This window comes from Photobacterium sagamiensis, from assembly GCF_050337085.1.
GTDB lineage: Bacteria > Pseudomonadota > Gammaproteobacteria > Enterobacterales > Vibrionaceae > Photobacterium > Photobacterium sagamiensis.
Window position 1 is genome coordinate 35,888 of record NZ_JAKJSP010000023.1, and the last position, 15,450, is coordinate 51,337.

The 15,450-nt window shown below is 44.4% G+C and carries 10 protein-coding genes; 7 read left to right on the forward strand and 3 right to left on the reverse strand.

Annotation, left to right across the window (positions count from 1 at the left end; translation table 11 throughout):
- Positions 1 to 151: 151 nt before the first annotated feature.
- Positions 152 to 433: a PepSY domain-containing protein gene (locus L4D76_RS11665; protein WP_428441075.1), complete on the forward strand. Its 282-nt coding sequence runs from the start codon at positions 152 to 154 to the stop codon at positions 431 to 433.
- On the opposite strand, the gene L4D76_RS11670 is transcribed toward L4D76_RS11665, so the two are convergent.
- The gene (locus tag L4D76_RS11670) at positions 430 to 1,869 is read right to left on the reverse strand and encodes an alpha-amylase family glycosyl hydrolase (RefSeq protein WP_428441076.1); all 1,440 of its coding nucleotides are present in this window, start codon (positions 1,867 to 1,869) and stop codon (positions 430 to 432) included. The genes L4D76_RS11665 and L4D76_RS11670 overlap by 4 nt on opposite strands.
- A gap of 385 nt (positions 1,870 to 2,254) precedes the next feature.
- Between L4D76_RS11670 and glgC the strand changes: the two genes are divergently transcribed.
- Both glgC and glgA read left to right on the forward strand, forming a co-directional pair.
- A complete protein-coding gene (gene glgC, locus L4D76_RS11675; protein ID WP_428441077.1) occupies positions 2,255 to 3,472 on the forward strand; it encodes a glucose-1-phosphate adenylyltransferase in 1,218 nt (405 codons plus the stop codon).
- A 10-nt stretch (positions 3,473 to 3,482) separates the two neighbouring features.
- Positions 3,483 to 4,988, forward strand: coding sequence for a glycogen synthase GlgA (gene glgA, locus L4D76_RS11680; protein WP_428441155.1), 1,506 nt, complete (start codon positions 3,483 to 3,485; stop codon positions 4,986 to 4,988).
- Between the two features lie 173 nt (positions 4,989 to 5,161).
- Here the strand turns inward: glgA and L4D76_RS11685 are convergent, their stop codons facing one another.
- Positions 5,162 to 5,887, reverse strand: coding sequence for a hypothetical protein (locus L4D76_RS11685; protein WP_428441078.1), 726 nt, complete (start codon positions 5,885 to 5,887; stop codon positions 5,162 to 5,164).
- 361 nt (positions 5,888 to 6,248) lie between these two features.
- Here L4D76_RS11685 and L4D76_RS11690 point away from each other — a divergent pair, with 361 nt between their 5' ends.
- Both L4D76_RS11690 and L4D76_RS11695 read left to right on the forward strand, forming a co-directional pair.
- Entirely contained in the window at positions 6,249 to 8,465 is a 2,217-nt protein-coding gene (locus L4D76_RS11690; RefSeq protein WP_428441079.1) for a TIM-barrel domain-containing protein, read from the forward strand.
- Between the two features lie 105 nt (positions 8,466 to 8,570).
- Entirely contained in the window at positions 8,571 to 11,219 is a 2,649-nt protein-coding gene (locus L4D76_RS11695; protein ID WP_428441080.1) for a TIM-barrel domain-containing protein, read from the forward strand.
- Between the two features lie 179 nt (positions 11,220 to 11,398).
- Here the strand turns inward: L4D76_RS11695 and L4D76_RS11700 are convergent, their stop codons facing one another.
- Entirely contained in the window at positions 11,399 to 12,313 is a 915-nt protein-coding gene (locus L4D76_RS11700) for a LysR family transcriptional regulator (RefSeq protein WP_428441081.1), read from the reverse strand.
- A gap of 243 nt (positions 12,314 to 12,556) precedes the next feature.
- Here L4D76_RS11700 and L4D76_RS11705 point away from each other — a divergent pair, with 243 nt between their 5' ends.
- Positions 12,557 to 14,194, forward strand: coding sequence for a glycoside hydrolase family 13 protein (locus L4D76_RS11705; RefSeq protein WP_428441156.1), 1,638 nt, complete (start codon positions 12,557 to 12,559; stop codon positions 14,192 to 14,194).
- Between the two features lie 97 nt (positions 14,195 to 14,291).
- Positions 14,292 to 15,407 (forward strand): tyrosine-protein phosphatase, encoded by a 1,116-nt coding sequence (locus L4D76_RS11710; protein ID WP_428441082.1) that lies wholly within the window; start codon positions 14,292 to 14,294, stop codon positions 15,405 to 15,407.
- The last annotated feature ends 43 nt before the right edge of the window (positions 15,408 to 15,450 follow it).

The window sequence follows — 15,450 nt, forward strand, 5'->3', positions numbered from 1 at the left end:
TGGATTGCATCACTTTACTCGGCCCCCGTAGATTATTATGTGATCGGTTTCACGATGATGTGTAATACCAATTGGCATAATCATCTGGCTTATCAGAGAGACTAAAAAGCTCAGATACTGATATGATGTCATAAACGAGTTAGGAAGTAGTATGAAAGTGTTAAGGGCTAGTATGCCGTTTATTGTGTTGGCGAATTTGATGGCAGTAGCTCCAGTAGTGGCCGATCCAGTAGATCCTGCCGATTCACTGGCGTTGACTGTGCCTAAGGCAATGAAATTATTGCAGAGTGAAGGCTACTATGATTTCAGAAAAATCAAAGTTGAACACGATGAGCATGAAATAGAAGTCGAAGCCCGTAATAAAAGTGGCCAAAAAGTGGAGCTGGAAATGGACCTTTATACGGGCAGAATTCTGGATGTTGAACTCGATTAAGTATCGTTATTGATCAGCATTGCACACGATTTAGCGGGTATTTTCAGGCTCTGTTTATACCCCTCAATGCCGCCATCATAAAGCGCCCCTTGATCGCTGGAAACAGGCTGCGTGAGCAATACGTTTTGCATACCCACTACGTCGCAATAATGCCCCTCTGGCAAGTCAATGCTGACTGGCTTATTGCCTTTATTGATCACAACCAGCCCTTTTAGGCCACGGGTAAATACCAGAAGGTCATCGCTGTGCTGAGTGATCTCCATGGGTAACCCGTGCATCAGGTTATGAAAGTGAATCATATTGACCAGTATCGGATCACGCCAGCTATCATACCAGCGAGGCTGACCAGCTTTGTTTTTTATCCCGCTGGTATCAAGATCGGTGTAGATCAATGGCACGCCGCCATCCCGCCCCATGACATAACAATAAGCCAGACGTTCATTTTCTTCTGACATTACCTGATCAAGAAAAACATCGTTGTTCGGGATGTCATGGGTGATGGCAAAGGTAATTGCTCTGTCGTTAGCAAGGGCATAGCCAACCGAGTATGGATTAATAAGACTTGCCATTGATGCATTGTGATTGAACACATCTGATACGGTGTGGAACAGCGGGAAATCATAGGCACCTAATTGAGTGTTAGCCAGGTAGGGCTTAAGGAAAAGTTCATACTCCTGTTTTGTGGCACCGCCATCGGTAATGATTTCGCCGAATATGTGTACACCTTCACTGATATCGTCATCCCAGATCTGCCGAATGTGTTCTAATGTCATGTGCTTGGCGGCATCAATTCTGAAGCCTTTTATACCTAATTGTTTTAATGCTCTGAGATAAGACTTTTGTTGTTTAATTACATTTTTATTATTTTTTAATGTCGGCAGACCAGCATCTTTGACCCCATTACTGATCCTTCCGTGCTGAACTTGCCATGGATCTTTCCAGTTTTTAATAGGAAATGCGTTTACAAAATCACATTCAGTAAAAAGTGGTTGTGATAAATCACCAAATATCTTGATAGATTCAAAATATTCTTCGTTATCGCTGTATTCCGAAAGTGTCTTTTTACTCGGGTAATTCAGATCTGTTCTTTGTGCTGATTCGTTAGCCATGTGATTGAATACAATATCTGCATAAGTATGTATTTCATGCATTTTTAATGCATTCACCATTAATTTGAAATCAGTTGTATTACCCAATTGATTGTCAATTACACGATAGTCTTGAGGCTGGTACCGCTGCCACCATGGTGTACCGTCGTCTGACCGGTATGATTTATAGGGAGGAGAAACAAGAACTGCTTTGTAGCCAGCATTAGCTATAGCCTTAGCGTTCCGTGTCACTTTGCTATATGGCCAGTCGAAGGCATGCAAAATGACATTAGTTGCATGTGAAGATACTGAGCCAGATGAGTGCTTTGTTGCTAATATTGAAGTCATGTTTTTTACAACCACGCTTTTTAAACTAATAGTCCACTGAATAAAGAATATTCTGATTGCCATCATTTGAACTCATCTCAACACCAATTTTATTGGTATGAGATCTGGGGGAGTAGCCTTGCTTAGCTGATATCTTCTGGCCAATTTCGGAATATGAATTTTTTTATAATATTTTGTCCGTAAGCTTGCAGCCTGATTTTACTATAGTGACATCCGTGATCTCATAGCTTTGAAAACCAGTAACGATCGTTTCATTGCTCTGCTCTGAAAAGGATCAAAGTTTTTGTAATTATTCATCATATTTCAGTGCAATGCCATTCTCAATTGGTATGGCGGTGTGGTATATATGTGTTTGAGTGCTTAAGTAACTACAAGGAGTAACACCATGGCTGGCGTTTTAGGAATGATTTTGGCAGGCGGCGAGGGCTCTCGTTTGCGCCCTTTAACAGATACACGAACCAAGCCTGCGGTTCCATTTGGTGGTAGTTACCGCCTGATTGACTTTGCATTGAACAATTTTGTAAATGCTGATTTTCTGAAGATTTATGTTCTTACTCAGTTCAAGTCTCAGTCTTTATATGTCCATATGAAAAAAGGCTGGAATATTTCAGGCATTACGGACCGTTTTATTGATCCTGTTCCCGCTCAAATGCGTATGGGCAAGCGCTGGTATGACGGTACCGCGGATGCTATTTATCAGAACATTCGTTTTATTGAACTGGCGGAACCGGACCAAGTGTGTGTCTTTGGTAGTGATCACATCTATAAAATGGATGTGAAGCAGATGCTTGATTTCCATAAAGAAAAAAAAGCGGAGCTGACTGTTTCAGCACTGCGCATGCCACTGAGTGAAGCCAGCGCATTCGGTGTTATTGAAGTGGATGAAAAGGGCTGTATGGTGGGTTTTGAAGAAAAGCCGGCTCAACCAAAATCCATTCCTGGCGATCCTGACCACGCATTGGTTTCAATGGGTAACTACATTTTTGAAGCTGACACGTTATGTTCAGAATTGGAAGAAGATGCAGTTAACGAAAATTCCAGTCATGACTTTGGCAAAGACATCATTCCTAAGCTTTTCCCGCAGGGTAAAGTGTTTGTTTATGATTTTAATACAAACATTATTCCGGGTGAGAAAAATAAAGGATACTGGCGTGATGTAGGTACGATTGAAGCGTACTGGCAAGCTCATATGGATCTGCTTTCAGAAGATGCTCAGTTCTCATTGTATAACCGTCAATGGCAGTTACATACGCATTATCCACCATTACCACCTGCAACCATTTTAGATGCTGAAGACTGCAAAGTAGATATTAATAACTGTATGATTTCAGCGGGTAGTTATATTCGTGGCGCTCAAATACATAAATCTGTACTTGGTTTCCGTACCAATGTTGATCATTGCAGCATGATTTCTGAATCGGTTATTCTGGGTGATGTGAAGATAGGTGAAAACTGCTCAATTCGTCGTACGATTATCGATAAAGGCGCACAAATTGCCCCTGGTACGGTGATTGGTGAAAATCTTGAAGAAGACAGAAAGAAATATCACGTATCTGATGATGGTATTGTCGTGATCCCTAAAGGAGCGAAAATTGGCTTCTAAGAAGAATGAGGTGCCAACAGCACCGCTTAAGATTTTATTTGTTTCCTCTGAGGTTGACGGTTTAGTGAAAACTGGCGGCCTGGCCGATGTAGCCAAGTCTTTGCCAGCTGCTTTGAAAGAGATGGGACATGATGTTCGAATTGTCATGCCATTTTATAAGACTGTAACAGGTCGTGATCAGGCCGTTTCGCTACTTACAACTGAGCTGTATGTTGAACCACAACTTGCTGCTGTCGGTTATCAGATAATGCAGCTAGCAAGTGGCGATGTGCCGGTTTATGCGCTTGACGCTCCGCAGTACTTTGACCGTACTGAACTGTATGCTGAAAATAACCAGGCCTATACAGATAATGGTGAGCGTTTTGCTTTCTTGAGTGCAGCCTCATTGGATATGTGTGAAAAAGTCGATTTCCAGCCAGACTTTATTCACTGTAATGACTGGCATACCGGATTGGTGCCTTTCTTGCTTAAAACCCGTTATGCTCAGAGTTCATTTTTCGCACAAACGAAAAGTGTTATTACTATTCATAATGCGGTATTTAAAGGTGTTTTCAATTACGATCAGTACAGTTTGATCCCTGAGTTGATCCAACGCCGTTACATCAATGCTGAAGTGGACTCTTCTCATATCAGTATGCTAAAAGCGGGTGTTGCTTATGCTGATAAAGTGAACGCGGTTAGCCCCACTTATGCGTCAGAATTGCTGTCTTACTTAGGTGCTCATGGTATGGAAGCCGACTTTCAGAGCAGAGCCGGTGATTTGTATGGCATTGTGAATGGCTGTGATTACGGCGACTGGAACCCTGAAACCGATCCTTATATAAAGAAAAACTTTAAAGCGAATAAGGTAAGTCTTGCTCGCGGTAAAAAAGCGTGTAAGCGTGATTTGCAGCAACAGGTCAATTTGCCTGTCGTTGATTTGCCTCTTTACGGTATGGTTTGTCGTTTGACAGAGCAAAAGGGTATTCATTACCTGATCCCTATCTTGAGAGATTTCCTCGTTAATGATGTACAAATTGTGCTTGTCGGAACCGGTGATCCGAAACTTGCCAGTGCACTGCGAGAAATCAGTGAAGCGTATAAAGAGAAGTTTGCTTTTGTTGAAACCTACAGTAATCCGTTAGCACATTGCGTTGAAGCCGCAGCTGACTTCTTTATGATGCCTTCAGAGTTCGAGCCTTGTGGTTTAAACCAGATGTACAGCTTAGCTTACGGTACGTTACCGATTGTACGAGCGGTAGGTGGATTGAAAGATACTGTTATCGATTATGATCAGACTCCGCAAGTGGCGACGGGCTTTACTTTCGAGAAGCCAACGCCAGAAGCATTGCTAATTAAGCTGCAAAGAAGCTTGTTACTTTATTGTCAGCAACCTAAAGAGTTTAAGCGATTGCAGATGAATGCGATGACATGCAAATTCAACTGGAAAGACTCGGCTGAACAATATCTGGCTATGTACTTAGGTGGCGAACAAGCTCTGGCTGTCGAAATTCCTCGTTCAGAAACCCACGCTTGATTTGATTTTTTGCTGCATATTCTGAAGCCCTCTCATGAGGGCTTTTTCGTTCATGATTGATGTTGTTTTCTATATGAAGCTATCAGGATGGAAGACTTCACACTCACGCAGATATTAGAGTTTATTCAACGGCTAACACCTTGTGCCAAGATTGATAGATGAAATTTTATTAACTATGGCTTAGCTGGCTTCATAAACGGATATTCAAATAGTACAGTGATGGTGTCATCAATAATCGTCAACGTAGCAAGCTTATCTTTCTCGCTTTCTGGATCGCCACCTTCCCCTACGTTTCGCCATTGTTTCATACTACGATAACCCTCCCGATAAGCACGCGAGAAGGTTGTTTTATCCATCATTAAATATTTACGCTGTGCACGATAACTGGTGCTATTGGCTAGCGTAAACATTTGCTCATCCAATGTTTTGTGATCTAAGTTTTGTAATCCAGCCAAGACATCTAAACGCTGATCATTAACTTCTAGATAGCTAAAAACATAACCATCACGACGTAAACCAGCAAGAAGAGAATTGTAGTTAAACGATGTGAGCGGTGCGCTCAATTCAACACTTTTTATTATGGATAATGGCTTGGGTGATCCCATTTCAACAGCAGTAGAAGTCAATTGGCTATAAACCACTAATGTAAGATCTTCAATTCCATAGTAAGAAGGCCTATCTAAGCAATACGCTTCGGCACCGTATAAATCGGAACACTCATACGCATTCGGACGTGACGCAATTTGCTCGATATCATCGGCAAACAAAATATCATTAAACAACGGTAAATACGGTGCTGCGTTTGCAGCTGTGCTGAATATGATAACAGCTATGACTGCCAATTGTTTTAATGCACTTTGTTTACACCACGAGACGCATAAATCCGAGAGTTTCAGCACAGTTCAACCTTATCGATACACAAGAATAAATAAGCCTTAGCCGCTTACCTGGCACATTCTATAACAACAAGAAGGCTGATCATAAAAGAAAGCCAGCGACATTGCGCGATAGGTTTTTTCATAAGCAAAGCCAATGAAATAATGAAACGCTGAGGAACAGTGGTAATCAAATCAAACCAAGTGTAAATGATCATTTTAAACCAGTCTAATTACCGCATTCTGTGACCTGGATGCGTTTCAATCTGCACGTTTTGTGATGCCGCTAGCATAAGTAAAGTATTGAAATTAAGATCTTTTAAGCGTTTTTTCCTTGCAGTATATTGGCCGCCTTCTGTTTTATGGATGATTCAGTGAGGATCAAATGCCATTCTCAATACAACAGTTTAGTTCATCGATTACTGCTTTTGTTTTTGGGCAACCTTTCGCAACGGGCGCGATTATTGCCGAGCCCCAATATGAACGAGAAATTAGACAAGAACCCAGCTCTGGCTTTCAACCTAAGACTGGAATGGCTGTGCCCTGCCAGTATGTTGCCATCACAGAAGATGATCATGGTGTCCATATTCGTTATACGCTGGCAGAAGGTGATGCCATTTATGGACTGGGACAAAATATGGGCAGGCTGAACAAGCGTGGCCAGCTGTTTAAAACCTGGTGCAGCGATGAATTTCGCCACTTGCCGGATAAAGCCTCATTGTATGGTGCTCATCCTTTTCTGGTGATAAAAGGCGAAAACAACTTTGCGCTGTTTGTTGATTTTTCAGGTGAAATGACACTGGATCTCGGTTTTTCTGATCCCAACCAGCTCTATATTCATATACCGGCACATAATGTACGGATCTTTGAATTTACGGCCCCGAGTGCCAGGCAACAGGTGCGCGATTTTCGCAGCTTAATTGGTCAGCCATATATTCCGCCGCGCTGGGCGTTTGGCTACCAGCAGTGTCGCTGGTCATACTATGATAAAAAAGCCGTTGATGAGGTGGTGAGAAATTTTCGCCATTTTGATATTCCCTGTGACTCGGTTTACCTCGATATTGATTATATGGAGGAGTTTAAAGACTTCACCATAGATCAGAATCGTTTTCCGGATTTTTCCCACTGGGTGGCTGAACTTAAGCAGCAAGGCATTCGTCTGATCCCGATCATCGATGCCGGGGTGAAAGTGGCCGAACACTATCCTGTTTACCAAGAGGGCCGAGAAAAGGGTTTCTTCTGCAAAACGGAAACCGGTGAAGAGTTTCAGGCTGCAGTGTGGCCGGGTTTATGTGCTTTTCCTGATTTTTTCCAACCGGAAGCACGTCAGTGGTGGGGAAAGCAATATCAGTTTCTTACCGATCAGGGTATTGAAGGTTTCTGGAATGATATGAATGAACCGGCGCTGTTTTACTCACCGCAAGGGTTGCAGCAGGCCATTGAGCATGCCGAAAAATGCAAAGGTAAAAACATCGGCGTGCATGAATTTTTTACACTCAAAGGTGCGTTTGAAAACCTCTCTAATCGTCGTGAAGACTATCAGGCGATCTGGCACCAATCGGAAGATGGCAGTCGAATTAATCATGAGCAGGTCCACAACCTCTATGGCCAGAAAATGACTCAGGCTGCTGCCGAAGGCTTTGCGGAGCTTGATCCTGATAAACGTTTTTTAATGTTCTCGCGTGCATCTGCTATCGGCGGGCATCGCTACGGGGGGATCTGGCTGGGTGACAACCATAGCTGGTGGGAGCACTTAAAGCTCAATGTCACCATGATGCCGGGCGTAAACATGTGTGGCTATCTCTATAGTGGGGCTGATGTCGGTGGCTTTGCCGGCAATGCAACAAGCGAACTCATGTGTCGCTGGGTACAATTTGCGGTCTTTACCCCATTGCTGCGTAATCATTCCGGCTTGGGAACACGCCGCCAAGAGCCTTACGCCTTTGGTGATCGGGCGCTCACTATTATGCGGCAGCATATTAAGCTGCGATATCGGTTGATCCCTCATCTCTACTCCGAGTTTATGCAGGCTGCACAAAAGAACGAGAACCTATTCTGGCCTTTGCCGCTGGAATACGCAGATCCGGCAGCGCAAAATGTCGAAGATCAGCTGCTGGTCGGGCGCACTTTAATGTGTGCGCCGGTACTCGAACCGAATGCCTCCGGCCGTTATGTTTACTTGCCAGAAAGCATGCTGTTGTGGAAGGTCAAACAGCATGATGAATTTGATTTAAACGTCATGCCGCAAGGTCACCATTATCTGCCTCTGGATTTGGCCGAAATGGCGCTCTTTCTGCGTCCGGATTCAATATTGCCTTTGGTCGAATCTGCCAATCATGTTGAAGCGCAAGATCTCAGTTCATTAGAGTGTCTCGTATATCTGCACAGTTGTGCTGAACACCTTTTATACCATGATGACGGAGTCACTCAGAACTGGCAGCAAGGTGAGCAGGCAAGCTTGAAAATCAAGGTCTTTTATGACGCGGATAAAGAGATCCAATTGGATGTGAAAGCCAAGGGAGAGCTGCCATATGAGCAGCTTAAATTGACCATTGTCGATCAGCTCGGACAGGAGTTTGAGCGCCATATATCAATAGCCTGATCCCATGACTGTCGAACCGGTGCGGGAAATGATCCTGAATGTAAGTTCGGCAGTAATAAAACAACTTGAAATTAAAATTCAAAGATAACGACGGAAACACATTATATGAAGAAAATGCTAATTCAGCACCTGATGTTGGGAATCGCTCTGCCTAGTTTGCTGGCGGTGAGTAGTTCTGCTTATGCAGAGATCGAACACTTTCGTTATCAAAGCGAGATCAGCTATCGTCTGGATGCCGCAGATGTCTTTCGGATGCGCAAAGCCATCCCTGAAGTTAACGTGCGTAAAGTGCTTAAGCCTTTGGTTGGAAAAACCTACTACAGCCAGAAAGCATTTTTATCGGCATTGCAGCAAGAGTTAGACGGTGAAATAGTAAACCGGTATCAAGCGATGTTGCTGGAAAAATCACAGCAGCAGGGGCAGGACTTAGCAATTGATGTGTTAAGCGATGATATCGTTCATATTGCCTATAAAGCCCAGTCGCAAGATACCGCTTTACCAACCACTGAGCTGATCAACACGGCTAAACTAAATGGAGCCATTAAGCTAAAGAAAACCTCCGGTGGCTTTACGACACAAGATCTTCAAGTGACGGTTAACCCTCAAAGTCTGTGTGTTTCCGTGGCGTCCCTCAAGCAAGGGGCGCTTACTGAAATTTGCCCTAATAAGGACCGTAGCTTCACGTTGCTTTCGCAAGGTGACTACCAGCTTAATGGACTGGGTCAGGAGTTTCATGCCCCGGGTAAGTTGAACAGCAACTGGCTTGGCTTTAAGCGCCAGGGCGGCAATAAAATGGAAGGCTATCAGGGCGGTGGCACAGGCAACACCCAGTTCCCGATCCTGTACGCAACCAATCCGCAGCAGCAAAATTATGCCCTGTATCTCGATACTGTCTATGCGGCCAGCTGGGATTTCACGGCAGCGCCCTGGAAGGTTACGGTGTCGCAGGGTGAGCCGAGCTTTTTGCTGATGGCTGGCGAGGGATTACCCGAACTCAGGCAGCAATATATGAAGCTGGTGGGCAATCCTTTGGTTCCACCGCGCAAAATGTTTGGTATGTGGCTGTCGGAATACGGTTTTGATAACTGGCAGGAGTTGGATGACAAACTGGAAACCTTAAAACAGCAAGCGTTCCCGATCGACGGGGTGGTCATGGATCTGCAGTGGTTCGGTAATGTTGACGGTTACAGCCCAACCAGCCAGATGGGTACCTTGACCTGGGATGCTAAAAATTTCCCTGAGCCGGAAAAGAAAATCCAGTCTCTGAAGGCGAAGGGAGTCGGCATGATGCTGATCGAGGAGTCTTATGTCAGTGACGGGCTGGATGAACATCAGACCCTGGATGACAAAGGCTATCTGGTAAAAGATCTGAAAACGGGTAAGGCGATCGATACTGATCCCAATGGTGCCGGCCATTGGTGGGGAAAAGGCGGCATGATCGACTGGACCAATGTTGCTGGTGGTGATTACTGGCATGACTGGAAACGTGATCCCTTGATTAAAATGGGGGTAATGGGGCACTGGACTGATCTCGGTGAGCCTGAAATGTATAACCCGCGCGGCGTCTATTTCGGTGATAAACCGCATAACGATGTTCATAATGTCTTTAACTACAAATGGCTTGAAAGTATTTATAACGGCTATCAGCGTAATGAAACGACAGTGCGTCCATTTATGATGTCACGATCCGGCGCGCCGGGTATCCAGCGTTTTGGTGCGACTATGTGGTCTGCTGACATTGGTACTAATCTTGAGAGTCTTGCTACCCAATACAGTATGCAGCCAAATATGGTGTTATCTGGCATTGACTACTATAGCTCAGATATCGGTGGTTTCCATCGCCGGGCATTAAGTGTAATTTCGAGTGAGCGAGAAGCTGCGCTCAATGAAACTTACACCCAGTGGTTTGCTTACAGCTCGTTGTTTGAAGTACCGGTTCGCCCGCACACAGAAAATCTGTGCAACTGTAAGGAAACTGCGCCGGATCGGGTGGGTGATCTGGCCAGCAACAAAGCCAGTATCAAACTGCGTTATCAGCTGATCCCTTACCTTTACTCACTTGCCCATCGCGCCAATAATTCGGCTGAGCCGGTTTTCCCGTCAATGGATTATTACTACGGCAGTGATCTGCAGGCAGTGAATCAGCCTGGTCAAAAGATGATGGGTAAAGATTTGATGGGGGCGGTCATTGCCAAAATGGGGCAAAAGGCGGTGGATTTGTATCTGCCTGCGGGTAAGTGGTATGACTACCGCACCGGCGAGATGACAGTCAGTAAAGGCGAGTGGCGTAAGCAGCTGCCGGTTTATCATAACGGCGTGATCCGTTTGCCGTTGTTTGCCCGTGATGGTGCAATTATTCCGGTGAATCCACAGCAGAAAATGCCGCTAACCAGCGATGTGCCTTTAACGTTGGCGGCGAAAATTTACGGTACGCCAGGTAATTTTACTTTGTATGAAGACGACGGTGCCAGCAATGCTTACCTGAAAGGGGAACTGCGACAGACAAGCCTGACAACCCGCGTAATAGAAGAAGGATTGTTGCTTATTGTTGAAGCAAAAGGTGATTACCGCGATGCTCCTACAGCCCGCCCTCTTTCCATTGAGTGGTACGGTATTGAAGGTAAAGTGAAGGCTATTGAGTTGAACGGCAAACTTATCTCCGGCTGGACGCAGCAAGATGGCGTCGTGAGCGTCAGTACAACGGCCCTGTCGGTGAAGAAAAAAGCTGAGCTTAAGCTGGTATTGAGTTCATAAATCAGCGAATTTTTGCTGGCAAAAAATAAAGGCATTCCGGATTAAAGGGGCAGGGTGTGTTCATGAGTGTTCACTTTTTGCCCATTTGTTTAATCCGGCTGTCAAATTTTTTCCAGATAAACGCTCCTCATGACAGCTATTTTTTGTTTACGTCTTTTTATGTCATTATTGATTTGGTATTACACCTGAGTTAACTGACCACTCAAAATAAGCTGCTGCTTGATGTCTGCGACGTGTTCTACCAGAACTTCATTCAAGTGATAAATTCCGACGGTGCCAGTTTGACCGTCTTGGACTAACGGCAGTGGGACGATATCTACTTGCGAAAAGTAATCTGCCATGCTCAGCGGGTAGGGCATAATCGCCGTTGTTGAGCTAAGAATATCCATGCTGGCTGTCAGTGAGTTGATCTCGTAAACAATCCGCTCTGATACCTTCTTTCGCTCTCTTTCTAGTAGCTTAGGTTGCGGGTTTTCGATCAAATGCTGATAAGCATCTGAATCAGGTGTTACTTGCAATAAAGGATATAGCTCGGTATCCGCTTCTCCCCGTTGATTAACAAGCAGAGGGTGAGAGTGATGGACAAACATGGCTTCATTATCCTGCAGAAGCGGAATGAATGTGACGTTGCAACGCCGCGACAAGCCAACAATTTCATGACCGACAAACAGATCAATCTTGCCATGCATCAGCATATCCATCAGTTTTAGGTGGTTACCGAATTCAAGCTGAATCGAGATGGAAGGGTTATCTGCACTATATTGCTGCAGCGCCTGCTTAACAAACACTTCCCACCACGCATCACCCGTGCCCATCTTGATTTTCTCGGTTTTTCTCTCTTTTAGATCGGCCATTTTGTGTAGCAGTGAGTCATGGCGACGCTGGAGTTCAAGCGCTTGTTCCTGCAGTAATTGCCCATATTCAGTTAGTTCTACACCCTTGGATTTGCGGATAAACAAAGGCACATCAAAGCTCGCTTCGAGCTTCTTCATATTATTGGTCAAGCTTGGCTGGCTGAGACCTAAATGGCTGGCTGCAAGGCTGATATTACCCAGTTCGGCGACGACAAGAAATTGTTTGTAGCTTTTATCCATAAAGCGGTGAGATTCAGGCGGAAAGAGTTTGTCGACAAGTCTCACATTTATTGAATTTGGTGGGAATCCTGATCCATTGAAAATTGTGATCCCGCTCTCTTAAATTTCTGGTGATATAGACAAAACCTATATCACAGAGGGGTTAGGATATTTTTAAACCTTTAAGTAGAGGATTATGATATCGGCATTGAAGATATCACTTTTTTGTTTTAAGCCTATTTAAGGGAGCCTCTGTCCATGAAAATGACGCCAAAGTGGTGGCACGATGCTGTTGTCTACCAGATTTATCCTCGCAGCTTTTGTGATTCCAATAATGATGGTATGGGTGATCTGCAAGGTATCATCAGCAAGCTGGATTACCTGAAAACCTTAGGTGTCAACGTGGTTTGGTTATCGCCAGTATATCGTTCACCAATGGATGATAACGGGTATGATATTTCCGACTATCAAGATATCGCCGCAGAATTTGGCTCGATGAAAGATATGCAGCAGCTGCTCGCAGAAGCTAAGCAACGCGATATCCGTATTATCATGGATTTGGTGGTCAACCATACTTCAGATGAGCACCCTTGGTTTACCGAAGCGCGCAAGTCGAAAGATAACCCATATCGTGACTACTATATCTGGCGCCAGCCAAAAGAAGATGGCTCAGTACCTGATGATCAAGGCTCGGTTTTTGGTGGCGGTGCTTGGGAGTTCGATGACAATACGGGTGAATATTACTTCCACCTTTTCTCTAAGAAGCAGCCTGATTTGAACTGGGAGAACCCAAAAGTTCAAGAAGAAGTGCATAAGATGATGAACTGGTGGATCGATCAGGGTATTGGTGGATTCCGCCTCGATGTTATCGATCTCATTGGTAAGGAAATTGATAAGAAAATTACCGGCAATGGGCCGCGTCTTCACCCGTTACTGCAAGAGATGAACAAAGCGACCTTCGGTGACAAAGATCTGCTCACGGTTGGTGAAACATGGGATGCGACCCCTGAAATTGCCAAACTATACAGCGATCCGGCTCGTAATGAATTTTCGATGGTATTTCAGTTTGAGCATATTTCCCTGACTTGGAAGTACGGTGACAAGTGGAACCCTATTGCACTTGATCTGCCTAAATTCAAGCGCGTGCTGACTAAGTGGCAGATAGAGCTGGCAGATGAGGGATGGAATTCACTATTCTGGAATAATCATGATCTCCCTCGTGCCGTGTCGAAGTTTGGTGATGATGGCCAGTATCGTGTTGAATCGGCGAAAATGCTGGCGACAACTCTGCACATGATGAAAGGCACGCCGTATGTTTATCAGGGCGAAGAGATCGGCATGACCAATGTCGCGTTCGACAGCATTGATGACTATCGTGATATTGAAACGCTGAATTTCTATAAAGAACGTACAGAAAATGGCGTGGCGCCTGAAACCATGTTGGCTGCTGTTCATGAAAATAGTCGTGATAACGGTCGTACGCCAATGCAGTGGAGCAACACGGATAATGCGGGTTTCTCACAGACTCAACCTTGGTTGCAGGTAAACCCGAATTACCCTGAAATAAATGTAGATGCTGCACTGGAAGATCAAAATTCAATTTTCTATCACTACCAAAAACTCATTCAGCTGCGTAAGTCTTTACCTGTGATTGTACACGGTGCGTTTGAGCCGGTATTTGAAGAACATGAGCAGGTATTTGGTTATGTCCGCTCAGATGAACAGCATCGCTTGTTTGTGCTGAGTAACTTTACTGCAGAAGAGATTACCGTCGAAGTGCCGGAGTCACTACAAGTGAATCAGGCTGAATGCATTATTTGCAACTATGAGTCACATCAGCAGTTAAGTAATACGCTAACCCTGAAACCTTATGAGTCTTTTGCAGTATTGCTTTCGGTGTAAGCTTATATTGATCTATAACAACGGTTAATTTTTCATTGTCTTGGCTCTGTTCAATAGTTGATTGGACAGAGTCTTTTTTATTTTGAGTAAAGAAAACATGATGCATTATAGATATGAAGATAACGATGTTATTTTTGATATCCCACTGAAAGGAAATCAAATATATCTAATCGGCACATTCACTAACTGGCAAAAAAAAGATCGATTTAAGTTCTTAATATTGGGTGACAGGCTCTGCCTCAGAACAAGTCGCCAGGCTGTAAATAAAATCGGTAACTCTGGCTATATAGAATATTATTTATGGGATGACGAAAGGCAGCAACCTATTCCATTTAACAACAACTATCCTGCAGGCTATTGTTTTAATAATCAATTCAATGGTAGCTATAACTATTTACTACTCCCTGAAGATATCAGCGATGATGAACTGGGTAACATTATTCAGCACAGTAAGAACTCGTTCCGAATTAAAAGTGTCGCCTCCGACTTTGAATCTGATCAGATGTTGGCTAACTTCAGAGAAGTCAAGGGGGGCAAGTTGGCGAAAGAAAGACTGTTTCGCTCTTATCACCCGGTAATTCCATCCAGGGACGAACATCCGCAACTCAGGGAGATAGAAATTCAGCGCCAGCAAAAGGCCATGCAGCTGCTTGAATACAACCAGATCCGCACCGTGATTAACCTTTCAGAGACAGCTCAAGAACTGGCGGACTATCTTCATCACGCCGAGTCGAGTTATTACAAAACACTGTGGCTTGACGATCATATCGTAAATGTTCCTGTTGCTTATGAGACGGTGTATTTCATGTCGGATCGGGATGAAAGCTTCAATCCTGACGAACTCGGTTTCCAAACAGGTATCCGAGCAGTTATTAACCATATCGCAGACCATCAAGGCCCTTATCATGTCCATTGCCGATTAGGATCAGATAGGACAGGTGTCGTCGTGGCATTCCTTCAGTTGTTTATGGGGGCTGATAAGGGGCAGATTAAGCAAAACTATCTGCAAACAAATAACATGGCGATTGGTGAATTCCGAAGTTTTCGCTTACTTGAGCATGCACTAACTCAGGCGCTGGGGCCGGGAGGCTTTGAAAATGGCCACCAGGTTATCAGAGAGTATCTGTTTTCATTAGGTTTGCCGTGCGAGATAATTGAACAGGCTTATCGACATTTGGTCGGTGATGAGCATGAGTCAGTAGTAGCGATATAAAAAGTAAGCCCGGCGATGCGTTAGCCGGGCTTTTTGCTAAGAA

What these genes read in the sequence shown, in the direction of transcription:
- L4D76_RS11665 (WP_428441075.1), top strand. Translation starts at nt 152, where the DNA reads ATGAAAGTGTTAAGGGCTAGTATGCCGTTTATTGTGTTGGCGAATTTG.
- L4D76_RS11670 (WP_428441076.1), bottom strand. Translation starts at nt 1,869, where the DNA reads ATGACTTCAATATTAGCAACAAAGCACTCATCTGGCTCAGTATCTTCA.
- glgC (WP_428441077.1), top strand. Translation starts at nt 2,255, where the DNA reads ATGGCTGGCGTTTTAGGAATGATTTTGGCAGGCGGCGAGGGCTCTCGT.
- L4D76_RS11690 (WP_428441079.1), top strand. Translation starts at nt 6,249, where the DNA reads ATGCCATTCTCAATACAACAGTTTAGTTCATCGATTACTGCTTTTGTT.
- L4D76_RS11695 (WP_428441080.1), top strand. Translation starts at nt 8,571, where the DNA reads ATGAAGAAAATGCTAATTCAGCACCTGATGTTGGGAATCGCTCTGCCT.
- L4D76_RS11700 (WP_428441081.1), bottom strand. Translation starts at nt 12,313, where the DNA reads ATGGATAAAAGCTACAAACAATTTCTTGTCGTCGCCGAACTGGGTAAT.
- L4D76_RS11705 (WP_428441156.1), top strand. Translation starts at nt 12,557, where the DNA reads ATGACGCCAAAGTGGTGGCACGATGCTGTTGTCTACCAGATTTATCCT.
- L4D76_RS11710 (WP_428441082.1), top strand. Translation starts at nt 14,292, where the DNA reads ATGATGCATTATAGATATGAAGATAACGATGTTATTTTTGATATCCCA.